The 26,923-nt window shown below is 51.1% G+C and carries 31 protein-coding genes; 14 read left to right on the forward strand and 17 right to left on the reverse strand.

Annotated elements, in window-relative coordinates; all coding sequences use genetic code 11:
- Positions 1-217: 217 nt before the first annotated feature.
- Both ACO0LD_RS25300 and ACO0LD_RS25305 read left to right on the forward strand, forming a co-directional pair.
- A complete protein-coding gene (locus ACO0LD_RS25300; protein WP_423011136.1) occupies positions 218-922 on the forward strand; it encodes a hypothetical protein in 705 nt (234 codons plus the stop codon).
- Entirely contained in the window at positions 912-1,211 is a 300-nt protein-coding gene (locus ACO0LD_RS25305) for a hypothetical protein (protein WP_423011138.1), read from the forward strand. Before ACO0LD_RS25300 ends, ACO0LD_RS25305 begins: the two co-directional genes overlap by 11 nt.
- Positions 1,212-1,220: 9 nt before the next feature.
- Here ACO0LD_RS25305 and ACO0LD_RS25310 read toward each other — a convergent pair whose 3' ends face one another.
- From ACO0LD_RS25310 to ACO0LD_RS25330, 5 genes are all read right to left on the reverse strand, one after another.
- Entirely contained in the window at positions 1,221-1,571 is a 351-nt protein-coding gene (locus ACO0LD_RS25310) for a DUF1493 family protein (RefSeq protein WP_423011140.1), read from the reverse strand.
- Positions 1,572-1,600: 29 nt separating this feature from the next.
- A complete protein-coding gene (locus ACO0LD_RS25315; RefSeq protein ID WP_423011142.1) occupies positions 1,601-2,005 on the reverse strand; it encodes a DUF4124 domain-containing protein in 405 nt (134 codons plus the stop codon).
- Positions 2,006-2,244: 239 nt separating this feature from the next.
- Positions 2,245-2,625 (reverse strand): nuclear transport factor 2 family protein, encoded by a 381-nt coding sequence (locus tag ACO0LD_RS25320; RefSeq protein WP_423011144.1) that lies wholly within the window; start codon positions 2,623-2,625, stop codon positions 2,245-2,247.
- Positions 2,626-2,804: 179 nt separating this feature from the next.
- The gene (locus tag ACO0LD_RS25325) at positions 2,805-3,068 is read right to left on the reverse strand and encodes a SemiSWEET transporter (protein WP_423011146.1); all 264 of its coding nucleotides are present in this window, start codon (positions 3,066-3,068) and stop codon (positions 2,805-2,807) included.
- A gap of 8 nt (positions 3,069-3,076) precedes the next feature.
- Complete coding sequence (locus ACO0LD_RS25330) at positions 3,077-3,586, reverse strand: flavin reductase family protein (RefSeq protein WP_423011148.1); 510 nt, start codon at positions 3,584-3,586, stop codon at positions 3,077-3,079.
- A 203-nt stretch (positions 3,587-3,789) separates the two neighbouring features.
- Between ACO0LD_RS25330 and ACO0LD_RS25335 the strand changes: the two genes are divergently transcribed.
- The 5 genes from ACO0LD_RS25335 (at position 3,790) to ACO0LD_RS25355 (ending at position 8,462) form a co-directional block, all read left to right on the forward strand.
- Entirely contained in the window at positions 3,790-4,173 is a 384-nt protein-coding gene (locus ACO0LD_RS25335; RefSeq protein ID WP_423011150.1) for a hypothetical protein, read from the forward strand.
- 83 nt (positions 4,174-4,256) lie between these two features.
- Complete coding sequence (gene miaB, locus ACO0LD_RS25340) at positions 4,257-5,597, forward strand: tRNA (N6-isopentenyl adenosine(37)-C2)-methylthiotransferase MiaB (RefSeq protein ID WP_423011152.1); 1,341 nt, start codon at positions 4,257-4,259, stop codon at positions 5,595-5,597.
- Entirely contained in the window at positions 5,594-6,706 is a 1,113-nt protein-coding gene (locus ACO0LD_RS25345; RefSeq protein WP_423011356.1) for a PhoH family protein, read from the forward strand. Before miaB ends, ACO0LD_RS25345 begins: the two co-directional genes overlap by 4 nt.
- Complete coding sequence (gene ybeY / locus ACO0LD_RS25350) at positions 6,690-7,196, forward strand: rRNA maturation RNase YbeY (RefSeq protein WP_423011154.1); 507 nt, start codon at positions 6,690-6,692, stop codon at positions 7,194-7,196. The genes ACO0LD_RS25345 and ybeY overlap by 17 nt, the downstream gene beginning before the upstream one ends.
- 369 nt (positions 7,197-7,565) lie before the next feature.
- Positions 7,566-8,462 (forward strand): ion channel, encoded by an 897-nt coding sequence (locus tag ACO0LD_RS25355; RefSeq protein WP_423011156.1) that lies wholly within the window; start codon positions 7,566-7,568, stop codon positions 8,460-8,462.
- Positions 8,463-8,468: 6 nt separating this feature from the next.
- Here ACO0LD_RS25355 and ACO0LD_RS25360 read toward each other — a convergent pair whose 3' ends face one another.
- The 5 genes from ACO0LD_RS25360 to ACO0LD_RS25380 form a co-directional block, all read right to left on the reverse strand.
- Entirely contained in the window at positions 8,469-8,825 is a 357-nt protein-coding gene (locus tag ACO0LD_RS25360) for a DUF1304 domain-containing protein (RefSeq protein ID WP_423011158.1), read from the reverse strand.
- Positions 8,826-8,918: 93 nt separating this feature from the next.
- The gene (locus ACO0LD_RS25365) at positions 8,919-10,010 is read right to left on the reverse strand and encodes an FAD-dependent oxidoreductase (protein WP_423011160.1); all 1,092 of its coding nucleotides are present in this window, start codon (positions 10,008-10,010) and stop codon (positions 8,919-8,921) included.
- Complete coding sequence (locus ACO0LD_RS25370; RefSeq protein ID WP_423011162.1) at positions 10,007-11,755, reverse strand: ferritin-like domain-containing protein; 1,749 nt, start codon at positions 11,753-11,755, stop codon at positions 10,007-10,009. Before ACO0LD_RS25370 ends, ACO0LD_RS25365 begins: the two co-directional genes overlap by 4 nt.
- 10 nt (positions 11,756-11,765) lie before the next feature.
- Positions 11,766-13,145 (reverse strand): radical SAM protein, encoded by a 1,380-nt coding sequence (locus ACO0LD_RS25375; RefSeq protein ID WP_423011164.1) that lies wholly within the window; start codon positions 13,143-13,145, stop codon positions 11,766-11,768.
- A complete protein-coding gene (locus ACO0LD_RS25380; RefSeq protein WP_423011166.1) occupies positions 13,142-14,791 on the reverse strand; it encodes a hypothetical protein in 1,650 nt (549 codons plus the stop codon). The genes ACO0LD_RS25375 and ACO0LD_RS25380 overlap by 4 nt, the downstream gene beginning before the upstream one ends.
- A 480-nt stretch (positions 14,792-15,271) precedes the next feature.
- Between ACO0LD_RS25380 and ACO0LD_RS25385 the strand changes: the two genes are divergently transcribed.
- The 7 genes from ACO0LD_RS25385 (at position 15,272) to ACO0LD_RS25415 (ending at position 21,703) form a co-directional block, all read left to right on the forward strand.
- Positions 15,272-16,150, forward strand: a complete 879-nt coding sequence (locus tag ACO0LD_RS25385; RefSeq protein WP_423011168.1) for an HlyC/CorC family transporter — start codon at positions 15,272-15,274, stop codon at positions 16,148-16,150.
- Positions 16,151-16,157: 7 nt separating this feature from the next.
- Complete coding sequence (gene lnt / locus ACO0LD_RS25390; protein WP_423011170.1) at positions 16,158-17,735, forward strand: apolipoprotein N-acyltransferase; 1,578 nt, start codon at positions 16,158-16,160, stop codon at positions 17,733-17,735.
- A gap of 161 nt (positions 17,736-17,896) precedes the next feature.
- Positions 17,897-18,634 (forward strand): alpha/beta hydrolase, encoded by a 738-nt coding sequence (locus tag ACO0LD_RS25395; RefSeq protein ID WP_423011172.1) that lies wholly within the window; start codon positions 17,897-17,899, stop codon positions 18,632-18,634.
- Between the two features lie 34 nt (positions 18,635-18,668).
- Entirely contained in the window at positions 18,669-18,989 is a 321-nt protein-coding gene (locus ACO0LD_RS25400; RefSeq protein WP_423011176.1) for a hypothetical protein, read from the forward strand.
- 4 nt (positions 18,990-18,993) lie between these two features.
- A complete protein-coding gene (locus ACO0LD_RS25405; protein WP_423011178.1) occupies positions 18,994-19,704 on the forward strand; it encodes a hypothetical protein in 711 nt (236 codons plus the stop codon).
- Between the two features lie 378 nt (positions 19,705-20,082).
- Entirely contained in the window at positions 20,083-20,586 is a 504-nt protein-coding gene (locus ACO0LD_RS25410) for a hypothetical protein (RefSeq protein ID WP_423011180.1), read from the forward strand.
- 292 nt (positions 20,587-20,878) lie between these two features.
- Positions 20,879-21,703, forward strand: a complete 825-nt coding sequence (locus ACO0LD_RS25415; protein WP_423011182.1) for a hypothetical protein — start codon at positions 20,879-20,881, stop codon at positions 21,701-21,703.
- A 213-nt stretch (positions 21,704-21,916) separates the two neighbouring features.
- Here the strand turns inward: ACO0LD_RS25415 and ACO0LD_RS25420 are convergent, their stop codons facing one another.
- The 7 genes from ACO0LD_RS25420 to ACO0LD_RS25450 form a co-directional block, all read right to left on the reverse strand.
- Positions 21,917-22,534, reverse strand: coding sequence for a hypothetical protein (locus ACO0LD_RS25420; RefSeq protein ID WP_423011184.1), 618 nt, complete (start codon positions 22,532-22,534; stop codon positions 21,917-21,919).
- A gap of 244 nt (positions 22,535-22,778) precedes the next feature.
- Complete coding sequence (locus ACO0LD_RS25425; protein WP_423011186.1) at positions 22,779-23,156, reverse strand: hypothetical protein; 378 nt, start codon at positions 23,154-23,156, stop codon at positions 22,779-22,781.
- Between the two features lie 139 nt (positions 23,157-23,295).
- Positions 23,296-24,600: an amidohydrolase family protein gene (locus tag ACO0LD_RS25430; protein ID WP_423011188.1), complete on the reverse strand. Its 1,305-nt coding sequence runs from the start codon at positions 24,598-24,600 to the stop codon at positions 23,296-23,298.
- Between the two features lie 140 nt (positions 24,601-24,740).
- Positions 24,741-25,070 carry a DHCW motif cupin fold protein gene (locus tag ACO0LD_RS25435; RefSeq protein ID WP_423011190.1) on the reverse strand — a complete coding sequence of 110 codons (330 nt, stop codon included), beginning with the start codon at positions 25,068-25,070 and terminating at the stop codon, positions 24,741-24,743.
- A 92-nt stretch (positions 25,071-25,162) separates the two neighbouring features.
- The gene (locus ACO0LD_RS25440; protein WP_423011192.1) at positions 25,163-25,804 is read right to left on the reverse strand and encodes a Vat family streptogramin A O-acetyltransferase; all 642 of its coding nucleotides are present in this window, start codon (positions 25,802-25,804) and stop codon (positions 25,163-25,165) included.
- Positions 25,805-25,809: 5 nt separating this feature from the next.
- Positions 25,810-26,403 carry a hypothetical protein gene (locus ACO0LD_RS25445; protein ID WP_423011194.1) on the reverse strand — a complete coding sequence of 198 codons (594 nt, stop codon included), beginning with the start codon at positions 26,401-26,403 and terminating at the stop codon, positions 25,810-25,812.
- A 14-nt stretch (positions 26,404-26,417) separates the two neighbouring features.
- Positions 26,418-26,921, reverse strand: coding sequence for a hypothetical protein (locus ACO0LD_RS25450; protein ID WP_423011196.1), 504 nt, complete (start codon positions 26,919-26,921; stop codon positions 26,418-26,420).
- Between the last annotated feature and the right edge of the window lie 2 nt (positions 26,922-26,923).

Here is a 26,923-nt window from a genome sequence, read left to right on the forward strand (position 1 = left end):
TGCCTGCGCAGGAATGACGAGTGGGTGGGTATCCTGGTATCTGTTGATACGGTTGGAAGTGGTCAAAGCAAGACGGTGACAATATTTCCCTATTGCCAATGCAGATAACTCCGTACGCCAACGCACAGAGGACTTTCCGGTATGCGTCTATCTTGTTTGTAAGCATTCTCATTGGCTGAGGTCAATGCAGGGTTTTGCAACCAGGATGGAGATTATCATGACTCATATTATTGCCGGGCGACTACAGCAACAAGACCAGGTGCAGCAGGCTATCTATCAATTGATGGTGCTGGGTTTTGCGCCAGGTCAAATCAGTTCTTTTTATCTTAATCCTCCGGGGCAGCATGATATGTATCCTGTTGGGGGTGACCGCGATGAATCGCCGGGCGCTACCAAGGCTGGCAGTGGTGCGCTCAATGGTGCTGCTGCAGGTGGGGCGGTTGGTGCTGCCGTGGGCATGATCGGTGCACCTGTAACTGGTCCTGTGAGTACGGCATTGGGCGCACTGGTTGGTGCGCATGTGGGGGCGTTGATCGGCAGTTTGTCGCAGATGAAGGACAAAGGTGAGACGACAGACGACGACGCTGAAAATGCCGCATCTGTACGTCGATCCGGCATGATGGTGGCTGTCAGTGTCAGCAAGCCTGAGAGTGAACAACATGTCATCACCGTGTTGAAAAACCTGGGGGCAGACCAGATTGAGATGGGCGAAGGCACGATCAGCAAAGGCGACTGGACAGATTTTGATCCACGCGTGCCACCTAATTTTATCCCGACCAGTTTGCCATCGACAAATTCAGTTACTGGTGCAGTCGCTAGCTCAGTTGCCAGCTCAGTTGCCAGTGCGGCCGCAGGTTCATCGACTTCAACACCTGTTGAACAGCAGGCGGCAGAGCAGGGAGTAACTGGCCGTGAGCTCTAGACATGTGAATTTGGACAGTAAGAATAGCAAGCAGGGCGATACGGGCGAAGCTGCAGGTCACTCTGGTGCTCATGTTGCTGATCGAAGTGCTGCTATCAAAAGCAGCGAGGCTTTGCTACCTCACGAACGTGATCAAACGACAGATGACAACACCAAGCCACGCAAAGTCATGAAGCAGGCCTTGCGTGATTTGCAGGCTGGTATGCAAGATACTGATTTGCATGGTGAGCGTGGTGTCGAGGCGGTTGTGAAAAAAAACGTCAAAACTGAATCTGATCCAGGCATCTAAATGGAAGACTCAGCCCGGTGGAATAAATCTACCGGCTATTACAGCTTGCACCAGGTCGCGCGTTTCCAGGCGTTTATCTATTGCAGGCTGTCCCAATCCCAGCATACCCTTGACTAGAGCAAGTGGATTGCTTGCATGCTCGGGACCAAAATAGTCGCTGAATACAAAGTGGCTCAAGTCAATTTGAAAACGACTTGCAAATTCTTGCATCAATTCATGGGCATCATCTCCGTCCACGCCCAAGTCGTGAAACAGACTGGCATTGGCTTTTACCCTGTCCAATGGCATGCCGACAAAGTCAGCGATGCATCGCCGTACTTCATCTGCAATGCTCGTTGGGTTTATGCTCTGTTCGTGCATGCGTGCAGTGTTGCCAGGGTCAGCCTTGTTTATTGGTTGTATTTCTTGTTTTCCAACTTATAGGGCTGGTCATAGTAAGTAGTCAGTCTGCGGGATTTCACACCCTCAGGCATGGGTGTGCTCATGAATTCTTTGATAGCGCGTTCATTGCTGCGACGGGTGTTTTCCAGCACATCATTGCGGTCACGCACTGCCTGGCGCTGGTTGAAGGCTTCATTCTTGGCTGCCCAATTGGTGTCCGCGCCGCCTTCCGAGCCTGAGCCTACATACTTTTGACCGGCCTTGACTGAAGTTCCCTTGGCAGTGGATTTTGGGCAAATATTGTCTGTAAACGTCACGCGTCCATCATTGTCCACGCATCTCTGCACTTGCGCAGATGCCATATTCGTCAGCGCCATCAGTATTGCAGCAGTAAGGAGATGTGAGAGTTTCATGATGTCGGTCCTCGGTTCCAGATCGGGGTGTTGGCTATGAGTTTTACAGGGTGCGTCAGCATCTCATAAACGAAGGCGAAGTTCAAGTAATGCCCTGTTGCTATATCTAAACTACCGCTTCGTAGCTTATTTCCATTGATTTATGCAACAAGGGGTAAATGTAAGCAGAATAAGCAGAATAAGCAGAATAAGCAGAATAAGCAGAATAAGCAGAATAAGGGGGATGGGCATAATGACATTCAACTGTAATCGCTGATGGCAATCAGCAAGTCGTCCTTGACGGTAAGTTCAGAACGTCCTTCGAGTTTCAGTGTCTCGCCGGTTTTCAATCCGTTTGATAAATCCACAGCGACACCTTCGTAGCTGATGTCAACACTTGCACTATCATGTTGGAACTGGAAGTTACTTGCCTGTTGCTGGCGGGATGAGAAAAAACCTTTGGATTGCTCTGCCAGGCTGCGGAATTCTTGCATGCCATTGGTCTGGGCATTGATCTCACCACCAGCGATATTCTTGAAGATGATATCTGCATGCAGCAACTTGATCATGCCATCTATGTCGAAATGATTATAGGCAGCCAGATAGGCAAGTATCGTGATCTTCTTTTCTTCGTCCTTCATTATCCAGACCCCATTCAGAATGCGCGAATGATTATTGTAGCTTTAGCAATAGCTATTTTATTTGGGCCAGCGCTGGGCTTCTTGTAGATATCCTGGTTCTCGCTACTATTCTGGTGAGTGTTTGAGTTATAGTTTCCAGACATGCGAGATTGAGCCAGGTGGAGCCAGGTTTTTTAAAATTACTTGTACACCAGCTTCATCACGAGGATAAAAAGCGCCAGCATCAGGGTGATCATATTGGCGATGATGATGGGCAGGGCGCTGAGCATGAGGCCATACACCAGCCACAGCATGATGCCGGCCACGAGGATGATGTACATGCCCAGTGACACGCCTTCGGCCCGCTTGCGACGCCAGGTCAGCCAGGCTTGCGGGACAAAAGCGGTGGTCGTCAGGCAGGCGGCGATATAGCCGACCAGGTCGACAGGCAAAATAGAGGGCATGGGCAGGTTTATTCTTTGTTGGGGGGCAGGAACTGGCCAGAGTGGAACACCAGCGGCGCCTGTTTGGTGAATTCGCAATGCTCAACCTCACCAACGAAGATGACATGGTCGCCCTCAGGATAGCGGCTGCGGTTGTGGCATTCAAACCAGGCCGATGCACCTGTCAGTATGGGGTGGCCGGTGCGCGAGAGGGTGTAGTCAACACCAGCAAAGCGGTCAGTCTTGCGGCTGGCAAATTGCTCTGCCAGCCAGGCTTGTTCACTCGATAGTATATTCACCACATAGTGTGAATTGCCGCTGAACACGGGCAGGCTATTGGCGGCAGTGCCCAGGCTCCAGAGTATCAACGGTGGGTCAAGCGAGACTGAATTGAAGGACGATGCTGTCAAGCCCAAAAACTGTCCATCCGCCAAACGTGTGGTGATGACGGTGACGCCAGTGGCAAATTGTGACAGGGCATCCCGGAAATGGCGGGTATCAAATTCACGCTTTTCAGAGCGGGGTGAGCGGGTGTGCATGAGGTTCCATGGTTCTTTTTTTACCATTATCACAGATTTTCAGGCATTTTGGCTCATTGCAGCGGCATGGCCTGCTATGCTGCAATAGGAAGTGTGGCGCTGATTGTGTTAAACTTGCAGGCTTGCCGGTTTCCCCAGGTTTGAAGCTAAGTAGTTGATTTGCTTGAACTAAATTTCCCACTAAGAGGTGCTGAGGTATGCCTATGCTGCTGATTTTACGCCGTGTAATGATGATGTCTGTGTTAGCCCTGCTGACGATGACGAGTTTGCAAGGTTTTGCACAAATACCGGAGGAACGCAATTTCCCGGAAAATACCAGGCGCGGTGTCTTGAATATGTCGCAATATCCAAACGTCCTGATTGATGGTAAAGCCAAGAATACGGCACCGGGTTTGCGTATCTATGATGACCAGAACCTGTTTATCTCGCCCACGCAAATTACGAGTAATTACGTCATCGTTAATTATCTTGAGGATAATTTTGGTGATGTCTCAAAAATCTGGGTATTGACCGAGATTGAACGTAAAAGGGTATTGCCAGCCGCCAAGGAATGGGTACCACAGATTTTCCAGAACAAGAATTTTTGAGATCTGCCCAGGGATAACAGCCACGCCTGACGCAGTGCTGTAATCCCTAAAGTACGTAGAGTAAGTTGAGTAAGTAAAAAATTATGCAAAAAAAAGTATTTATCAAAACCTTCGGTTGCCAGATGAACGAGTACGACTCGGACAAGATGGCAGATATCCTCAATGCCAATGATGGCATGGTGCAGACCGATAATCCCGACGATGCCGACGTTATCTTGCTCAATACCTGCAGCGTGCGCGAAAAAGCATCCGAGAAAGTGTTTTCTGACCTGGGCCGCCTGCGTGAACTCAAACGCAAAAAACCTGAACTGCTGATTGGTGTTGGCGGTTGTGTGGCGTCACAAGAAGGTGATGCCATCATCAAGCGCGCTCCTTATGTGGACGTGGTCTTTGGCCCGCAAACCCTGCACCGTTTGCCGCAGTTGATCGATGCGCGCCGTACTTCTGGCCGCTCGCAAGTAGATATCAGCTTCCCTGAAATTGAAAAGTTTGACCACATGCCGCCTGCCCGTGTTGAAGGTGCTAGTGCCTATGTGTCCATCATGGAAGGTTGCAGCAAGTATTGCAGTTATTGCGTCGTACCTTATACCCGTGGTGAAGAAGTCTCGCGCCCTTTTGATGATGTGCTGGCAGAAGTAGCTGGCCTGGCTGAACAGGGCGTCAAAGAAATCTCCCTGTTGGGGCAAAACGTGAATGCCTACCGTGGCCTCATGGAAGATGGCGAGATTGCCGACTTTGCGCTGCTGATCGAATACATAGCCGAGTTCCCGCAGATAGAACGCATACGCTTTGTCACCAGCCACCCCAAAGAATTTACCCAGCGCCTGATAGACTGTTATGCCAAGGTGCCCAAGCTGGTCAATCATTTATACCTGCCTGCCCAGCATGGCTCTGACCGCATCCTGTCGGCGATGAAGCGCGGCTACACTGCCATAGAATACAAATCCGTCCTGCGTCGTTTGCGACTCGTGCGCCCGGATATTTCAGTGTCGTCTGATTTTATCGTCGGCTTCCCTGGTGAGACGGATGAAGATTTTGATGCGCTGATGAAGCTTATCAATGACATTGGTTTTGATAACAGCTTCAGCTTTATCTTTAGCCCGCGCCCAGGTACGCCAGCAGCTAACCTGACTGACGATACACCGGCAGAATTGAAATTGCGCCGTCTGCAGCATTTGCAGTCTGTGATTGATGCCAATACCAAGAAATACAGCAATGCCATGATAGGTACGGTACAGCGTATTCTGGTAGAAGGCCCATCGGTAAAAGACCCCAATGAATTGCAGGGTCGCACCGAGAATAACCGCGTTGTCAATTTCGCGGGTTCCAAAGACCTGGTCGGTACGCTGGTGAATACCCGCATTACCGAATCCTATAATTATTCCTTACGCGGCGAATTAGTCGAAGAGGCTGTGACAGCATAATGGCAAAAACACCCGTGCCGGTAGCGCACTTCATCCCTCAACCTCTGGACAACACCCGTCTGGCACATCTGTGCGGGCCGCTGGATGAGAACTTGCGGCAGATTTCGTCAGCACTGGATGTGACGATCTTTCGCCGTGGTGAAAAATTTATCGTCAGCGGCCACAATGCCGAAAAAGCGATAGAGATACTTGAGCATTTCTATGGTCTGGCGAAAAAAATCATCACCATTGATGAAGTGCAACTAGCACTGGTAGAGCAACGCGCCAGCAAGAGCCTGAAAAAAGGCAAGGCTGGCAAAGATCAGGATGATGTGATTCCGGCGGATGCCGTTGCGGTTGATGCTCCCTTGCCTGAAGATGCCGATATAGAAAGCCCGATGCTGAAAACCCGCCGCAGCGATTTGCGCGGACGCACGCCGCATCAGAATCATTACATCAAGGCCATACTCGAACACGACATCAGCTTTGGCATAGGCCCGGCTGGTACGGGCAAAACCTATCTGGCAGTGGCTTGCGCCGTTGATGCGCTGGAGCGTGATGCCGTCAAACGTATCGTGTTGACCCGCCCGGCAGTGGAAGCAGGCGAGCGTCTGGGTTTCTTGCCAGGTGACCTGGCGCAAAAGGTTGACCCTTATCTGCGCCCGTTATATGACGCCCTGTATGATTTGCTGGGCTTTGACCGCACGCAAAAAATGTTTGAAAAACAGGTCATCGAGATTGCGCCGCTGGCTTACATGCGTGGCCGCACCCTGAACCATGCTTTCGTCATCCTCGATGAAGCGCAAAACACCACGCCGGAACAAATGAAGATGTTCCTGACACGCATAGGTTTTGGCAGCAAGGCGGTGATTACCGGTGACCCTACCCAGGTTGACTTGCAGCGTAACGTGAAAAGCGGCCTCATTGATGCCTGCCAGGTGCTGGATGGCGTGCGTGGCATCGCCTTCACTCATTTTGGCAGCGTCGATGTGGTACGTCACCCGCTGGTCGCCCGCATCGTCGATGCCTATGAAAGCGCCAATGCCAACGCCACCGCCAACAGCGCCGCTATCGGCTTGCTGAAACCCGCAACCCCTTTAAGCTCTGCCCACCATGGTCGCAAAAAGTAAAACTGAATCTAAAGCTAAACCTAAAGCTGAATCCAAAACTGTCAGCAAGCATAAACTCACTTTGTCGGTGCAATATGCCGACAAGCGTTTGCAAGATGTATTGACCCGTCCGCTGATACGCAAAACCGTGCAGGCGGCGCTGTTCTTCCCGGCAGAAATCACTTTGCGTTTTGTTGATGCCGAAGAAGGCAAGCTACTCAACCATGATTATCGCGGCAAGGACTACGCCACCAATGTGCTGACCTTTGCCTATACCGAAGATGAAGATGCAGAAGTGACCCAGGCTGATATTATCCTGTGTACCGATGTGCTGGAGAAGGAAGCTGCAGAGCAAAAGAAAACCGTGCTCGAACATGCCCAGCACCTGATCGTGCACGGTGTCCTGCATGCCCAGGGTTATGATCATGAAGAAGATGACGAGGCTGATGAGATGGAGGCGCTGGAGATAGAGATACTGGCGGGGATGGGGCTGGGGAATCCTTACAAGTAGTTAGTTCAGAAAAACTAAAATATTTTTACGCTAACCCGTTGCATATTCCTCAGTGAACAACAAACGCCGCTGGACTCCTGCCTGCGCAGGAGCGACGGATTTGAGGATGGTCATATTGCGGATTCAGGCAGAGTTTAACTATATACAAACTTAATCCCTCTCTCGTAGAACAGAAGCTGCGGTATTCTCCCGAAAACCTAAACTCCGTCGTTCCTGCGCAGGCAGGAACCCAGCGGCGTTCGCTGCGTACCAGTAATTCGTCGCAATGCCAGCGAATTTAAACGACAATATAAGCCAAATAAAAAAATATTCAGCATGAACCCTCCTGGTTCTCCAAGGATAAAAATTTTCAAGCGAAAGCCCTCCCATATGACCCAACAAAAACCACATGGCCGCAGCATCAGCATGGGTGGCCGTTCTGTCGTTGCCTATGGTTTGCGCACGCAGTTCTGGCAAGACATTTACTACTATGCGATGACATCCAGCTGGCCAGTGTTTTTTGCGGGTGTGGGGGTGGTGTTCCTGGTGCTGAACCTGTGCTTTGCCGCGCTGTTCATGATGGGCGATAACCCCATAGGCAATTTGCATCCGAATGGTTTTCTGGGTGCGTTTTTCTTTAGTGTAGAGACGCTGGCGACCGTGGGCTATGGCGACATGCACCCGCAAACCGTGTACGGACACAGCATAGCCACGCTGGAGATTTTCATCGGTATGGCCAGCGTGGCACTGATTACAGGTGTCATGTTTGCGCGCTTTTCACGCCCTCGTTCCAGCATTATTTTTGCACACCACCCTGTCAGTCACGTGATGGATGGCAAGCAGGTCTTGCTGATACGCCTGGCCAATGCGCGCATGAATATCATCAGCGAGGCAACCGCCAAACTACGCCTAATGCGTGATGAAAACACGGCCAACATGGGCAGTTTTCGCAAGATCACTGACATGAAGCTGGAACGTGAACAGCACCCCATTTTCATCCTTGGCTGGACCGTCATCCACGTCATTGATGAAAACAGCCCGCTGTTTGGCATGGATGCAGAAGCCCTGCACGCCTGCAGGGCTTCACTGATACTGAGTATAGAAGGGGTGGATGACACTACCAACCAGCCGCAAAGGGCGCGTCACTATTACCCTTGCAGCCAGATACACTGGAACCATCGCTATGTGGACGTATTTGAAAACAGCCTTGATGCAGATAATGTCCAGCACATCCATTATTCACGCTTCCATGACTCGGAAGAGATCGTCGATGTGCCTGCGCAGTAAGTCGGCTTAGAAATGCAATAAGACCAGGGCCAGCAAAGCCGGTGCTGCCTGTATGTACAAGATGCGGCGGCTGACTGAATATGCGCCATAGGCACCGGCAATGATGACGCAAGTGAGGAAGAAAATCTTCACATGAAAGCCTTCATGGCCACCCATCAGCAAACCCCAGACCAGGCCTGCAGCCAGGAAGCCGTTGTATAAACCTTGGTTTGCTGCCAGCACCTTGGTGGTTTCTGCCTTCTCTGGCGTGTTGCGGAAGGTGCGCAAACCCATGGGCTTATCCCAAAGGAACATTTCCAGTATCAGGAAGTAAATATGCAGGGCGGCGACGATGCCGGTCAGTATGTTGGCGATGAGGTACACGGTTTCTCCTTGTTATAAATGTTGATTTCCATGCCCTGATACTAGTTGATCCCCGGTTATTTAAACAGTGTTGAAAGTGACAGTCTTGGCGGTTTATGTGCGTGCTGTCAGAATAAACTGTGCATAGTCTTGCCAGGCAGTCTCAATGCCATACAGACAGCTCCTGATCTGGTTCAGTAATGCCGTGGCATGCAGCTGCCGTTGCTGTTTTTGCCTCTCCTGAAAACTTGCCCTGGCCAGTGGCGTGCCCAGGTCAGGTGCGCACAGGGCTTCGGACAGGCCGCAGGACAAGCCCTGGGAAGAAAGGATGTCACGCGCCAGGGCGGCATCGCCGATCAGCACGCTGCGTTCGGATGTGGCCCATTGCAGCGAAACCGGGTGAGCCATGCCGCCATGAAACTCCATCAGATCAGGCAAGCCTTGCAGCACCCAGCCAGCCTGGGCACCATGCAACAGTTGCTGCAACTCTCCTGCACTGCCTTTGACTGCCTTGCCACGCCCGACAAAAACGACATTCTGTACCTGGGGTGTAGCCAGGCTGTAGACATAGCCTTGCGGCAGCGCGGCCAATTTAAAGTGAGGCTGAAAATCGGGCTGAAAATGAGAGTGAAAGCGTCCTGGCTGCCGGGCTTGGCGAGCCAGCGTGAACAGGCGGGCCACCCAGGGTTGCTGCGATTTGTCTATGCTGCTGGCAGTCCTGGCGGCACGGCCACTGGCGTCGATCAGCAGGTCGGCGTGCCAGTCGTCGCCATTGTCACTATCTGCACTATTAGTACCACCGGCACCGGCGTCATGCAATTGCAGGCTTTGTTCGCCAAGGCGCAGGTGGATACGCGGCTCCTGCAATAGCTTTTGCCACAGGGCCTGCTCCAGCGCGGGGCGGTGGATGTGTACGGTCTTGGGCGTGGGCAGGGACATGCTGGCTTTGCTGTCCCACTGTACCTGCCTGAGATCATGCGTCTGCTCAGCCCCGATCAGGTGGGGGTGGATGCCATACTCCAGCAGTAATGCCAGCAGGCTGACGGGGACAGCCTCAATGCGATAGCCGCTTCCTCCTGCATCGACACTGGCAGGCGGGTCTGCGGCGAGTAACAACACCGGGCCACGTCCTTGCCTGGCTGCACACAAGGCAGCCAGTATGCCAACCGGGCCATTGCCAAGCACCGCAACACGGTAATGCTTCATAAACCAGGTGGCGGGGCTATAGGGGTAAAACGAGCGTCGCTGATGGTATCGAAAGACAGCAGGAAACCCGCGTTGATCACTGCCCTGGCAGCGCTGCCAAAACCGCTGGCGGCCACCATGTCGCTACGGGCCGAGTTAATATCCACCGCCCCCTGGGGCATGCCCGCCTGGTAACCGGCGTACAGTTTTTCCAGCAGGCTGCGATAAGCTTTTTGCAGTGCCTTGTAGGTGCTGTTGCTGGCGGGTGCCTGTACCAGATTCTGGTGCAGATACTGGCTGGGCTGGAAGCCTTGCAGCCATACCTGCATATTCTCAAAAGTCTCAAAGTGGTCCTGACCCTCGGCCATGATGTAACGTATGCTCTGGCAGTCGGCATCGCTGCCAAAGCCTGGCTGGCGCAGGGTAGCGTAGATGCGTGCATATAATTTGTCGGCACCTGTGTTGGCCTGTTCCAGTGCCAGGAAATCCAAAATGGCTTGCCGGTCGAGTATCCTCGCACGTACCGGGCTTTGATTGCCCGCGGCATCAGGAATCGTTTTGGCTACTTGCAAAGCTGGTGTATAGGCAGGGCCGTTAAGTGATAACAGAACATTGTTGACAGCCCGCAGGTGGCGCATTTCTCCATAGGCGATGCGCATGAGTTCAGCAAAACTGACCGTGACATTATTGCGCAGATCACCTGCTGCCAGCATGGCCGGGCTCAGCAGCGAATAAGCTGCTGACAGGTATTCCTGAATGGCAGCCAGTTCCAGGCCAGCAGCATAGCGCAGGTATAGTTGTAATTCTTCTCTGGATGCCAGCGGGAGTGCAGTGAACTTGCCAGGCTTGTAGGGGCGTATGGTTTCGCGGCCTTCCAGCACGAAGTTCAGGGTTTGCCACTGGTGGTTGATGGCGTAATGACCCAGTTCTTCGGGTTCATTAATGTCGGCGGGTACAGGCGGTGTGTTGCCTATGCTTCTGTTCAACCTTTCCCATGGGACTGCGGCCAGCCAGGGTACACCCGGTTCGCTGGCGTCTGGTGTCGGTGGCTGGGCAATGTCAGGATGATTGCTGGCCCAGTAAAAGCAACCGCAATCGCGAAAATCATGGGTCCATGGGCTGCACAGGGATTGCGTGAGTTCGCCGGGTTCAAACATGGCGGCCAGGCTGCCAGTACTGCTCAAATAGGGGGAACGTTTTCCTTGCAGCGAAACACTGCCAGCACTGGTCTGTATTGTCAGGGTAAGGGGAGTGTTTTCTGGTAGCAGGCGTATTGCAGTCCAGGCATCCGGAGGTGCTGTGCTGATATCAGTATTGCCTGGCGGGCTTAATGTGGCAATGCTCAAATCCTGATTGCCGAAGGGACCAAAGTTACCGTTAATCCCGGTGATCGTGCAGCGCCGGTTCTGGCTGATGTCCCGCGCCAGGTTGCGATATTTCTTTGCTACTGCTGCGCTCATTGGCGTGTTTGCCGTACCTGGGGTGGTAGTGGTGGTATTGGTAGTGGCTGCATCAATGCCGCTACTGTCGACAGCCACGATACGGATTTCAGTATCGTCGATGTCTACTTCAAGGAATGGGAAAAAGCGCCTTTCCAGATTACGTAAATCGGCTTCCAGTCCGGGATAACAATTACCGACGCCAGACTCCAGACGGGTAGAAACGGGATTGCCAGCAACCGGCGTAATGGCGCTGTCAGCCGTTTGCGTGCGGCGCAGGGCGGCAGCATTGCGCGGGATCAGTTTGATGATATCGGGAAGGCTCATTTTATGTTCCTTATGTTCCTGACTGTGCTGAGACGCTGGCACGTGGGGATGGCAGGCAATGGGTAAAATAATCCGGCCTGGCCTGGCTGAGTTCACAATAAGACTGCAGGCAAAAAGTCAGCCAATGACGGATGTAGTCGCAAGAAGCCCCACTGCGGCTGGCTTTTTCCTGGTGGCAGCCGCCTGAACACAGGTAGCGCGCCCAGCAAGCCTGGCAATCGGTCTGGGCATGTACATGGCGCTCTTGCAAAAACTGCAGGCGTTTGGGTGCATCCAGTGCGTGCCGGTCACCCAGCTTGTAATCTTGATTGCCGATGGCACGGTGGCAGGCATACCAGTCGCCATCGCTGGCAACAGAAAAATAACCGCCCCCTGCGCCGCAGGGGTAAGGGCTGCTGGCACCAACATGCAATTGCTTCAGGGCAGTGGCGAAATTGCTCAGGCGTATTTGCTGGCCCTGCAAAGCGCCTTGCAGTTCACGGCTGGCCAGGCTGACCATGGCTTGTTCATAGACTGGCCAGTCTTGATCCTGCAGCGCCAGTGCTGAACCGCTGCGCAAGGGCGAGAAGCCTATGTCCTGGAAGCCCAGCGCGGCGATGGCGTCAAACTGCTGGTCCAGGTCAAGTGAGAGGCTGTTGGCAGTAGCACGGGCCGCCAGTTTGCACATGCCGGGTGTGTCCAGCAAAGGCTGGCAGTGTTCAATTACTGCAGCAAAGGAATCGCGCTTGCCATTGAGCATGGGGCGCTGTCGGTTCTGGACGACACTGCCGCCATCAATGCTGACGGTGACTGCAAAGCGGTGTCGCCGCAGCAGTTCGTGATCTTCTGGGCGCAACAAGGTGCCATTGGTGGTGACGGAATAGCGCAAGTCCAGGCGCTGCTCGCGGGCCAGCGCAGCACTGTAGTGCACGCACTGGTGTATCAGGGCGCGATTGACAAAGGGTTCTCCGCCTATGAAACCCAGGGTCAGCGGCGCTTGTGGATCGGCTTCTGCCAGCAAACGGTCTATGCTGCCGCGCGCCTGTTCCCAGTCCATGCCCTTGCTTTGTTTGCCCTCAAAATTACCCTGGCTGGCATAGCAATAGCTGCAGCCCAGGTTGCAACTGGAACTTACATTCAGCGACAGGCTTTGTACTGTTGGCAGGCTCAGTGCGTCGAGACTGGCTTCATTGTTCAGGGTGCGCGCCAGCATCTGGCTGAGCACATGATCCAGGTTGACATCAGCTTCGGTATTAACATCAGCATTAACATCAGCATCAACGTCAGTTTCCTGTTCGGGCAGGTCATAGATCTGGCTATGCGGCACTACCAGCAAATGCTGACCGAGGCTAGACCTGAAGCGGTAACTGCCTGGTGCATGCACAGCAGAGGGGAGTGGCAGCAAACTCATGTCTGGCCACCAGCAGGGTTTGTGCTGGTGCCCATGCCTGCCAGGATTTCATCCCGCCTTTCATTGGCGCGATTGGCGACAATGGCCGAACGACCCAGTGGTGCAGCGACAGGTGTCTGCACTATATCGTCTACCCAGCTCAGCAGCAGATCATATTGCCAGGTGCTGAGAGTCAGCGGCTGGGCATTGGAGTTGCGCATCAGCGGTGGCATCTGCATGCTGGTGGCATCGGCAGATTCAGGTGACCTCAAATGGAAACTCTGGCGTATCAGCTCCTTAAGCCGGGTGGGATGCAATTGCACAAAATCATGCAAGGCCTGTAAATCAGATAAATAGCGGTGGCGCGAACGTGCATGGGTGGTCAGTGGCAAGGGATCGGCAGCATTGCCATTGGGTATGGTGAAATTTTGATTACGCAAAGGGTCACGTCCACCGAATGCCCGTAGAGGCTCAAGCATGCCGTCACCGGTAATTTTTCTGGGTAGCCGTGCATTGGCGGGCAAATCCATGGCGCGCAGGTCGCGGTAGTGATCGACGTTGAACAGGCTCAGGGTTTCATAAACGCGCTCGAACAAGTCTTCTACCCAGCGTTCGCGCTCGGCTGTGGTCATGGCGGCGTTGCGTCTGGCCATATCGCCACTGCGGTCATTGATCTCGTCAGCCATGGACAGGAAAGGTCGGCGGTCCGGGGCAAAGTCGGGTGGTGCAACAAAGACATTGGCCGTTGTGTTGAGAGTTCTCCCGGTCGCGCCGGGGAAGCGCAAAGTGGCTTTGACCCTGGCTTCGCAGGTATCGTCCACGACACCCAGTGATATGTTGCCACCACCAACATCAGCGCCATCATAGGTGTCCCAGGGGCTGACTACTTCTGCCTGGGTGCCGGTGATGCCACGCCAGCCTGCATCTGGATTGAGGAAGTTAAAAGGTTCCAGTACCGGGGGTGCTGGGGTACCCACTGGTGGCGGATGGTCCTGGCTGGTATCTGGCGGGCCATACACGCGCCCACGCGCCGGGGTAAAGCGGAAGCGCAATACTTCGACATTGACTGCTGCCAGCCAGGGCTGGCCAGTGGCGGGCTGGGGTTTGCTGAGCAAGAACTGTATGCTGCCAAGAGGAATATTGCGTCCCGCCGGTATCATGGGTGCGGTAGCGGCTGGCGGGCTGACACCCAATAGCGGGGTGTTCGCATGATTGTCAGCCGCCACTACTACAGGTGGATTGGTGCCAAAACGCAAAAGCGGGTTGGCAGCACGGCGGGCTGCCTTGTGGTTTTGTGCGTTCACTTCCAGGGTCAGATTGGCGAGCGGGATTTTGAAGCGCTTCAACAAGGCCGGGGTCAGCGGCGCATCTGTCCAGCTGCTTTCTGCCGAACCGGGTTCGCCCATTTTTGCCCAGATTTCAAAGAAGGGTGCCACTGGCCGTATCAGCTCGCCATCGCGCAAGCTGAGTTCTGTTGGCATAAAAGGTTCGACTGAACTGTCAGGCAAGATGCGCAGCGACCAGTCAGGTGCAATAACCGTTTCTGCATTGGCGCGCGGTGCTGGATTTTGTATCCACTGGAAAGCCTCTTGCGGCGTACTACTGCCGCCTAGACGGGCAATTGCCATCGGTGGATTGATAAAGATGGCCTGGATGATTGCTGACATGGATGAACCTCCATTTGTAAAGTTGCCGCTGCTGCTGTTACTTCTGCTACTTCCACCGCTATTTCAATGTCAGTGCTAGTGTCGACAGGAGGGGTATTCCTGACGCCAGATGGCAGTTTGGGATGTTCTTTCGTCAGCATAAGTTGTCGAAAAATTAAAGGCAATTGTTTTTTTAATCTTTTATTTCGTAAAAATTAATTGACGTTTTTATACCACTATCCCCACTGTGTTAGCGATGCTAGTGGAGCAAATTGGACAGGCAAGCCAGAAAAGGATGCAATGCGGGATGCAATGCGGGATGCAATGCAATTTACCTGGCTTGATTTATGACAGGCGAATGACAAATGCTGCTTTTCGCTGGTTTTGATGTTCTGTTGAGCATGTTTTGCGATAGTTTTTGTATCTGTTCATGTCAAAATTTGGGAAACCGCTGCCATTTGTTGTATTCTGTAGGATTGAAACAACGGCGTTACGCCTATTATGCAAGAGCATTCTAGTAAGGTCAGACCATCTGACCTTAAACCCCATAGGTCATTGTTTGAACGATTGACCGCCCTGATTTCTCCTGAACCTGAAAACCGCGCCGAACTGCTGGAAGTTTTGCACGACGCGCAAGAACGCAATCTCATCGATGCTGATGCACTGGCAATGATAGAAGGCGTGTTCCAGGTGTCTGACCTGTGCGCACGCGATATCATGGTGCCGCGCGCGCAAATGGATGTCATCGACATTTCCAATCCCATACAAGAATGGATGCCAGAAGTGCTGGAGACAGCGCATTCCCGTTTCCCTGCTGTTGATGGTGACCGTGACAAGGTCGTTGGTATCTTGCTGGCCAAGGATTTGCTGCGCTACTACGCCTCTGATGCATTTGATGTGCGTGACATGCTGCGCCCGGTGATCTATATCCCTGAATCCAAGCGCCTCAACATCTTGCTGCGCGACTTCCGTGCCAACCGCAATCATATTGCCATGGTGGTGGATGAATACGGCGGTGTCTCTGGCCTGATCACGATTGAAGACGTGCTCGAACAAATCGTCGGCGACATCGAAGATGAATATGATTTCGAGGAAGAAGAAGACAATATCCTGGCGCTGGAAAGCAAGGGCAACGGCAAGCGCTGGCGCATCAAGGGTTTGACTGATCTTGAACAATTCAATAACACCCTGGGCACGACGCTGGGGTCTGAGCATGCCGAGACCATAGGTGCCTATGTCGCCGACTATATGGGGCAGGTACCGCATATGGGTGATGAATTCTCGATAGGCAACCTGTACTTCGAAGTCTTGCGTGCCGATGCGCGTGAAGTGCAAATGCTGCTGGTGGAACAAAGACCAACTGTGCGGTCTGATGATTAAGGCTGCAATGTCTTTGCGGTCCATGTTGTCCTCCTTGTCTGCACGTTCATCCTTCCTGCTTGCGCTGGTGGCAGGGGGGCTGAATGTACTGTCGTTTGCCCCTTTCCATTTCTGGCCTGTGCAAATCCTGAGTCTGGCGTTATTGTTCAGCCAGATTTTGCGTGAGGGTGATGACGCCATCAGCCGCAAACGGGCAGGCTGGCTGGCCTGGGCATATGGCCTGGGGTGGCTGACGGCCAGCACAAGCTGGCTGGTATATGCCATGACCGTATTTGGTGGTTTGCCCGGCGTACTGTCTTTGCTGGCCTTGATGTTCCTGACCGGCGCTTTGTCCATCTATGTAGCCGCGGCTGCCTGGGGCACACGCTGGCTGCAGCAGCGCTGGAAAATTTCTTCCACCGTCGCTGGCCTGCTGGTCTTGCCCGGTTTGTTTACTGTGGCTGAATGGCTGCGCATCTGCTTTTTGACAGGCTTCCCCTGGACTATTTCCGGTTATGCCCATACCCATAGTCCGCTGGCTGGTTTTGCGCCTGTCATCGGTGTGCTGGGCCTGGGCTGGCTGAATGCCTTGCTGGCTGCGGCGCTGGCTTTGTTGCTGGTGAATGTAGGAACTGTGGGCAATCGCAAGCAAAATCTGGCATTGCCTGCTCTGGTCCTTGTCGTATTTGTCGCGGGCTTTGGCTTGCAACAAATCAACTGGACCAAGCCGCAAGGCCAGGCCATACAGGTGCGCTTGTTGCAAGGTAATGTCGCACAAGACATGAAGTTCAGCCAGGAACATCTGAACGACTCGCTGACCCTGTACCACGACATGATCACGCAAACCCCGGCTGACCTCATCGTCACGCCAGAGACGGCACTACCCATGTTGACTTCACAACTGCCGCCAGATTATCTGCCGCTGTTGAACAGTTTTGCCCAAGACAGCGCCAGCACCGTCATCCTTGGTGTGGGGGTACATGATGGTGCTGACAAATATTCCAACAGCGTACTCGGCATGTCGCGCCAGTACGCCCAGCCTTACCGCTACGACAAACATCATCTGGTGCCTTTTGGCGAATTCATCCCGCCGGGTTTCCGCTGGTTTGTGAATATGATGTCCATCCCCATGGGCGAGTTTTCTACCTCCGGCCCTATACAGCCAGCCATGAAAGTGGCAGGCCAGTGGGTGATGCCGAATATCTGTTACGAAGATTTGTTTGGCGAAGAAATTGCTGCGCAACTATCTGCCCAACATACAGCGGGCCAACCCGTTGCCAGTATCTTGCTGAATGCATCCAACCTGGCCTGGTATGGCAATTCATTCGCCATCCCCCAGCATTTGCAAATATCCCAGATGCGCGTACTCGAAACAGGCCGCCCCATGCTGCGGGCCACCAATACCGGGGCCACAGCCGTCATCGTGCCGGGTGGTGTGGTTGAGCAGTTATTGCCCGAGAATACCCGCGCTGTGCTGGCGGCGAATGTGCATGGTTATACTGGGATGACGCCTTACATCCTCATCGGTAACTTTGGTGCATTGGGCTTGTCTGTACTGGGAATCTTGCTGGCGTTTGTACTGGGGCGCAAAGAAAAAAATAGATAGCTTGTAGCATTCACGTAGGAGCGGCTTCAGCCGCGAACAAATGACGGATAGTGTCCATTGTTCGCGGCTGAAGCCGCTCCTACGGGGGAATCATCGTCGAGCCAGTTACAATGAGCGCATTGTACTTCTCCCGTTCTACGTAAATCATTGCTGGAAAAAATATGACAGAAGACCTCTCCATCCTGACCCGCAAGGGCAATCCACCTGACCACAGTCTGATTTATGGCAGTCATGCAGACCAGGTAGCCGATATACGGTTTGGCAGTGACGGTGCACGACGTCCACTGGTGATGTTGATACACGGCGGTTTTTGGAAACCAGAATATGACAGGCAGCATACCGAAGCGATGTCCAGTGCACTGGCCGCTGAAGGCTGGACGGTTGTCACACCAGAGTATCGCCGCATCCCCGGCAAGCCTGACGCCAGCCTGGAAGATATCGCCAGCGCGATAGAAATGCTGCCACACCAAGTGGCGCGACACAACGGCAAGATAGTATTGGTCGGGCATTCTGCTGGTGGACATCTGGTGCTGTGGGCAGCAGTCAAATGTACAACGCCCGCACTCGCCGGTGTACTTGCCCTGGCACCCGCCGCAGACCTGCGCATGGCCCATGATTTGAAACTGGGTGATGGTGCCGTGTTGAAGTTTCTAGGCAAGAACCCGCTGGAACGCGCAGATGTCGATCCCATGCAATTACCTGCGCCTGCAGTGCCGGTGACCGTGCTACAAGGTAGCCTTGATAAGGTCGTGCCCCCTGCTGTGCCTGAAGCTTACTGTCAGGCTTTTCCCAAAACGCAATTGGTATTGCTGCCAGAAGCAGGGCATTTTGCTGTGATTGATCCACAAAGTAATGCCTGGCCTGCAGTCTTGTCGGCCTTGCTTGGCTTGTCTGATTAATGCTGCGATGCCTGGCTTGATTTGAGAAAAACCGATGAAGAATTTTTCTATAACAATACATGCAATCGATGAAGTATTATCTGCAGCAGATGAGAATATTGACGTTCAAATTGATTTGCTTGATGGCAGAAAATTTACGGCGACTTTTTTTTCGCTTCGCAATCTGAAGTATCTTTTAGAGAAATTTCGCACAACTGGAGAGTGCGCAAAAGGCACCTATGTATGGGCAGCTGACATGATAGTCGTTGAGTCCATCGATGAAGAGACTATTCATAAAACAGTTGCGAGCTTAATCGAAACCGGTGAAATAGAGTTTGCATGTACAGAACTGAAAAGCTCAGATAGAGATGATTAGATAAATGAAACGACGAGATATTGGTATCTACATTGGAATGGTTTTAACGGGCTCTTTGGCGATTATGAGTAATTCAAATGCTCAAGCCTGGGTGATTGATGACGCTGAATCCGAGATCATGCCCGTCTATGTCATGACGCATACTGATGGGCAAGAATTTACCTTTGTTCGGGCGGGTTTTTGGTTTCCAGAGACAAAAAAATCTGTCAAGTTGTCTTCAGCAGGTGTAATCGCTGTAAATGGTATTGAGTTGAAAGCGGAGCAGGGTTCAACGGGTGCTTACTCTTACGTTGGAAATATTCCTGTAACAGAAGGGATATTGACGTTCAAGCTAGTTCGAAATCCAAATAAGACTATGGAGCATAGTTTTAAATTACCGACATTAGATATTTTAGATTATCCAAAAAGTTATACTCCTTATGAAACAATTAAGGTTCCATTAAAATATGCTGTACCAGCAGTTGATACAACTATTTTCAACATGTATATAAGGACACCCCAAAGAACTATAGATCTTAATAGCAAGATTAGAAGTGATTATTTGGAATTCTCACCCATCATTAAAGTCCCTTTGCCAGTTGGTACATTTGAAGCAAGAATATATAAACAGGAGCGTACGCCGCTTAAAGACATTTCAGATGCAAGCAAAATCGGATGGGGCGTAGCGTCTAATGGACGAAATTTCAAAATAGAAATTTTAGACGCAAAACCATAAAGTGTAGTAGTCGCGACCTGATCTGACAGTTACCCGATTTGAAGACGGCGATTGTCAACTCGCGTAGGTGCGATTAGCGCAAGCGTAATCGTACGCATGTCTATTTATCTCAGATACTTTGAAAAGCGTGATACTTATTTTGTTGAATTCAGCAGGGCAATGCGCCGGACTTTTTTGAAACCTATCAAATGACAATGAGGGCATTCGACGTATAACATACCTACGATTACGCGGACTGCTCGTATCTATGGGCTGCGGTGTTATCGGCCTTGCGTGGTTTGTCTGTGGCGTGAAAAACGCTTAGACCAATTCCGCGACTGTCAGGTTAATTGGGATTGTGGCGGCAATATTGGGTAACAAAAAAGAGCGAGGGAAATATTGGCAAACGCAATAAAAAAGATATGTCTGGACGTGGCAGGATTCGGGTTTATATTTTATTCACCGTTCTCTACAGAATTCATTCTGCATGGTGAAGACTATTTTGAAACAACTTTTTCTGATCCAGCCGTAGTTGAAAAACAAGCGACTGAAGGTCGAATTGTTGGTGTAAGCACTGGGACGCCTGGTCGCTTCTTTCTTGAGATATTCAAAGGGTACCCGGAACAAACTTCTTTGGAGCAGCAGTGCTTTAAGCTAAGGCTGGGTGTAGAAGTGCGTGACCGTACGTTGTGTATCAGAGATATTTTTGATTTATTGAACTGGGATGCAGAGTGTCCTCGTGAGCAGATGATTGATATTGATGATGGTTTCTATCATCTGACCTTGCTCAGTAACGAACCAGAATCAGGCGTGCTGGGAGATGATCAAGTTGTTCAACTCTATCTTCAGGAGTTGCCAGAGATGCCAAGACTTAAATACTCGGGTGTTCCTACTTTATGTTAGCCAATTAAATAATCGAAAATGGCAGGAAAAGAGGTTCAGTCAGATAGATACGATTAGAACAAGGTAATCGTACGCATGTCTATTTATCTCAGATACTTTGAAAAGCGTGATACTTATTTTGTTGAATTCAGCAGGGCAATGCGTCGGACTTTTTTGAAACATATCAAATGACAATGAGGGCATCCGACGTATAACATACGTACTATTACGCGGGGCTTGTATCTGCGCGGGTTTGATTGTATTCCCCATATTGTCATTTAATTTAATACCAATTTAGTCAAAAGGAAGCTGAATGAAAGCATATGAAAAGGTCTATCAGCACCTTGATTTTCCAAGTGAGTTGATTGCGTTAGCGAATGGTGATCTGAAAATTCCGCGTGGAACTGAAGATCAGCCTGCCTGCTGTTACGGATTTCCTCCTGCAATGATTCCATTATTCAGTGCTCCTGACAGCATGATTTACACGGGTTATTGGAAACATTGGTTTGGTAGCAGGTCTAGTAGTTTCGTGAGGATGCATGTAAATGTACTTTTCCGTTTAACGGAATGCGCTCGCTCGGTTGAGCAATTCAAGGATTATTTGGTGATGAGGGAGTTAGTTTTTGCTGATGAACTGACAAGTGAAGTAGATGGCTTTGCGCGAGCTTTAAACGTTTCTAACCTTAATTTACTTGATCAGATCTCGACAGAATTCGGAGATCGCCCAGCAGGTTTCCTACATTTACCCTCGTTCTCAAATAACCCACCATTAAGCTGTTTTCGTGATCCCAGTGCATATAAAGGTGATTTCCCGCATGTCGGAATGAATATCGACCAATATTTTATGTCTGAGTCGTGTTCTTTGGAATTAAATGAGACTTTGGAAAACGAGTATTTGTCTGAATCATTTTGTCCAAATTGGTTTAAGAATTATAAAAAGACAGAAGTTTTTGCGGCATTATTGGACGAAGGGAAATTATCAGAAGCTTGGTTTGCATTAAATTCAAATGGATGGTCATTTATCGATGCAAGAAAAGCGTTAAATTTACTTGCAAGTAAGTATGATGATTTTGCATTCCACACACTAGTTGATGCATGGTGCTCTTTAGATCATACTAAATATAAGGTGGGTTATTGATTTGCTTGCTGTCTTGTTCAGCCCGCGTAGGCGCGATTAGCGAAACGTAATCCCACGCATGTCTATCTTTCTCAAATACTTTGAAAACGTGACACTTATTCTGTTGAATTCAGCAGGGCAATGCGCCGGATTTTTTGTGAGAAATTAAATGGCAGTGGGTTTTTCCGGCGCGCAGCATGAGTCCGATTACTCGTGGTTAAACCTACCTACTGGCTACTTGGTATTATACGTAGCAATCGCTGTTCTAAAATGAACATTGGGCGTCTCAAAACACAGATTATCAGCATCGCTTGATCCGCCAATCATCGGACTGACTATTGGTGCGTAGTGCATTCCAGTTCGCAGAGGGCCAAGCCTATTGAGCACGGCTACAAATCGTTGTTCATCCAAAAGCGCATATTTATCGCTTAAAACACGGGAAAAAAGATCTGTCCCATTGTCTGTGACGGTAAAAGCTTCGAACGTATCTACACAAAAGAGTACATACAAAACACGTTCACCATCCCACCTGAATCCTAATTGATCACCAAAGCAGGTTTCTGCAAAAAAAACAGGCCCGCCATTTTGAGGTGCCGGGTACACAGCCTGCCAAAAATCTTTCTTATTCCATTCTTGGAATGAGTCTCTGACCAGCAAATTTGTGCCATCCCCATAAACATATAAAATTCTGTCTCCAAGATATCCAGCACCAACGCAATCCCAAAAGGCGACAACTTCTGCTGGCACGCTGACACCCAAGTTTTTTTCGACAAATTTAACTAGCACAGATACATCAATAATATTTTTTACGCCGCCTTCAGATGGAAATGTCAAAGAAAATTTTTCAAACATAATGGTCGGTAGGTGGAACGAAGTGATTTGATTTTCTAGAAATAGGCTGTGCAGATAAGATTAACGCAACGCAATCATACGCATGTCTATTCACATCAGATACATTGACTAAGTGTGATGTCCACTTCGCCGAATTCAATTTATGCTATTTATTGCGGCTGAGTATGCTTGGTGGGAGCACCACGATTATAGTCATGCCCAACCAAGCCTATCTCGGCGACTTATTGTGTCACCTGGACATTTCTTACTTATTCCCCTGCACCATCTGTGCATCAATATCCGCCAGGCATTCGAGGCCACGCTGGGTGATGGTCATCTTGCCGGTTTCGGCGTTGACTTCCACATGCGCCTTCTTGCCCAGGAAGGTGGCTACCGGGCCGGGGAGGGTGGTGTCTGGGTCATTGGCAATCGCACGCAAGCCGTCTATGCATTGCTTGATGAACAGGGTTTGCCTGCCTGCATCGGTCAGTTCCAGCGTGCCGTCTTTGCGGTGGGTCATGAACTTGATGCCGCACAGGCGCTTGGCATTGCGGCTGATGCAGGCATTTGGTTTTGTGTTGCGCGGCAGCTTGCTTAATTGCTCCAGTGCGTCGTATTCATCTATGCTGAGTTTTTGATTCATTGCTGCTTTCTACATTTGTAATGATGAAAACCAAACCTGGTTACGTATAGCCATGTTTGGTTTTCTTGAGATTTTCTTCTGTCTTTCTCTGTGACTCTGTGCCTCTGTGGTGAGAGGTTTTTCTTCGTAATAACTAATTCTATTTGTAAACCTTGCCGCTCTTCATGACGAAATTCACTTTCGTCAGGCTCGTTACATCCGCCAGCGGATCAGTATCCACAGCGATGATGTCGGCAAACTTGCCGATCTTGATACTGCCGATCTTGTCTTTCAAGCCCAGCAAATCCGCCGCATTGATGGTGGCTGCCTGTATGGCTTGCATGGGGGTCATGCCATACTTGACCATATAATAAAACTGCTTGCCATTGTCACCATGCGGGTAGACGCCAGCGTCTGAACCAAAAGCCATGCGGGCACCACCTTGCAGGGCAGCGCGGAAATTATCGCGTTGTTTTTGGCCTATCTCTTTTTCCTTGGCCAGCGATTCAGGCAAGAAACCTGCTTTTTCACCTTCACCAAGAATATAGTCGTCATTATAGATGTCCATGACCAGCCATGTACCATGTTGTTTGGCCAATTTGATGCCTTCGTCGTCAATCAGGCTGCTGTGTTCGACAGAATCTACACCTGCACGTATGGCGTCACTAATGCCGCTGGCACCGTGGGCATGGGCGGCAACCTTGCGGCCCAGCTTGTGTGCTTCCTGCACGATGGCCTGCATTTCTTCCAGGGTATATTGCTGGGCACCTGCGGCATCGCCTTTGGACAATACGCCACCAGTAGCGCAAATCTTGATGAGATCGGCACCGTATTTGGCCATTTCACGCACTTTGCTGCGTGCTGCCCATGGGCCGTCAGCCACGCCTTTGCCTACATCATTGTATTCAGGCGGCAGTAAATTATTGTCGCAATGACCACCCTTGATGCCTATGGCATAGCCAGCCGCGAGTATGCGCGGGCCGGGGAAATCGCCATCATTGATGGCATCGCGCAGGGCAACATCAGAAAAACCTTCAGAACCAACATCACGCACGGTGGTAAAACCAGCATTGAGGGTATCGCGGGCAGCCCTGACACCATACAGTGCACCACGTACCGTGGATGTCCCCAATGAGCTATAGCCATGCTGGTGGGGGTTGCTGGTCAGGTGCGTATGCGCATCAATCAGGCCAGGCAGCACGGTGGATTTGGACAGGTCTATGACCCTGGCCGCTGCCGGGATAGGCGTGCCAGCTATGGGCGTTATCGCAATTATGCGTTCACCTTCAATGACGATAAGCTGGTCGCGCAAGACTTTGCCGCTTTCAACATCCAGCAGGCGACCTGCCTTGATGGCGATGGTTTCTTTGGCGGGGGCCTTATCTTCAGCCTGGGTCGGTGTTGTGGCCAACATGAGGCTGCATAGCATGCTGCTCAATAATGCGGATGTCAGTTTTTTATTCATTATTGTTCTCTATGGTGTTTTTATATATGGAATTTTCATCTTGCCGGTATGCTGGCAAGATGATTGCCAGCGAATATAACATGGGGGAAGTTTTACGCCGCATGCAGCACGTAACACGCAGCAATGCTTAAGACGCATGACTAATCCACAATAAACAACTTCGCCCCAGTTGCTGTTGATGAGCGGTGTGCTTCGGCACCGTCGGCAACCTGGTAGCTCATGCCAGCCTTCAAAGTCAGCACGCGGCCATCATCGAGCTCGGTTTGCATTTCGCCTTCCATGCACAGCAGGATATGACCCTTGCTGCACCAGTGGTCGGCCAGATAGCCAGGTGTATATTCGACCATGCGCACGCGGATGTCACCAAACTTGCAGGTGCGCCAGAAGGCCTTGCCGGTAATGCCGGGATGTTCGGTTTTTTCAACAGTGGACCAGTCGGTAGTGCCAAAGGGGATATCTGAAATTTTCATGTGGAGATTTTAAAGAAATGAAGTGAATAGTCTTTGATACATTGGGGCCAGGCTGCTTTTGCTGTCTCTTTGATGTGATGCCTTGAGCTTGATTATTCTGCCAAAGCAATCGCCTTCAAGGCACCAACATCCCCTGCAATGATAATACTGATATGGCGACTGATTTTTTCTGCAGGCCAGTCCCACCAGGCAATTTGTTCCAGGATATCGATGACATCATCCGTAAAGCGCTGCCGTATCGGTTTGGCCGGATTGCCGCCAACGATGGTATAGGCTGGCACATCGCTGACGACTACGGAGCGTGATGAGATGATGGCACCATTGCCTATCTTCACACCCGGCATGATCAGTGCCTCGTAGCCTATCCAGACATCGTTGCCGATGACGGTGTCACCCTTGTAGGGCAGGGCTTCAAGGTCCATCGGCGTTTTCTCCCAGCCATTGCCAAAGATCTGGAAAGGGTAGGTCGAGATGCCCGCCATATTGTGGTTTGCCCCATTCATGATGAATTTGATACCACGCGCCAGCGCGCAAAACTTGCCTATGACGAGCTTGTCGCCAATGAAGGGGAAGTGATACAGCACATTGCGCTCGAAATCTTCGGCACCTTCAGGGTCGTCATAATAGGTGTAGTCACCGATGAGGATATTCGGGTTGCTGACCGTATTTTTGATATAGCAAACCTGGGGGAAGCCCTGCATGGGGTGCGTGGTTTTTGGGTCTGGTCCGTGCATAAAATTTAGTGTTGGATGTCGTCAAGAAGTTGATGCAGAGCTTTCGTCAAAGCCTTGATCGAACCCTGCATATCCCATTCATCATTATCGACATTGACGAAATTCGATATGGCGCGCAATTCCAGGAAAGGCTGGTTTTCCTGCAGGCAGGCGTAGAAGAAGGCCGCGCCTTCCATGTTTTCGAGGTCGACGAATTCAGTGTTGACATAGTGTGCCATGGCGGCATTGAGTGACATGCTGCGGGCTTTCGGGAACTCTGTACCTGCCGGAATGAAGGGGCAGCCAAGCGTATGGCGGCGTTCAAATTCCATGTCTATGGGCAGGTGCGCGAGGTGGGTGAATCCATCGGGCGTGAAAAAGCCCAGGTCACCTTCGACTTCACTCTCAACCAGCGCCACGTCACCTACCTTGAAACTGGAATGCGGATAAGCCCCGGCTATGCCCGCCATGATGAGCATGTCTGGTTCATATTCGTAGATGGCCCTGAGTGTCGCATGGGCAGTCGCGGTAAGCCCTACACCAGAGACGATGGTGATAATGCCTTCACGCTGGAACAGGCTGGCTTCAGTCTGGGTGGGGAAGAGGACGGCTATTTTCATTTTGTGGATCCAGATCAGCTTTGATTCGATGCAGCCTGCACTCGCAGGTTTTTTCTGTCTATGCGTGCTTCCCAGGCCAGTAAGAGATAGGCAAACAACAGGGTCTGCACGACAATTTCAGGGAAATGTGTGAGAAATAATTCAAGATTGAAGCCCGTGGTGTACACCAGTGCTTCCATGGCGCCGTTAATGCCACCTACAGCGCCTATAAATATTAAGATAGAGGCAATAATCAAACCGCCCCATTTACCCTGTTTCAGCAAATTTTGTCTTAAAGGCAGGAAGATGATGCCATGTAGTATGCCACGTAGTAGTTGTGTCGGCAAAATCCAGGTTTGAACAAATTGACTGTGCGGGTCGCGCAGCCCTGGCACGGCATGCTCGCCTTCCCACATGCGGTAAGCATACAAGCGATAAGAAATTGCGCCGATGATGAGATAGGTGAGTAAATGCAGTAAGGTGGTGCGGGCAATAAAACCACATGCCAATTTGAAAGTGAGCCTTCCTGTGTGCTTCATTT

This window comes from Undibacterium sp. Ji83W (assembly GCF_049340385.1).
In the GTDB taxonomy this organism is placed as follows: domain Bacteria; phylum Pseudomonadota; class Gammaproteobacteria; order Burkholderiales; family Burkholderiaceae_D; genus Undibacterium.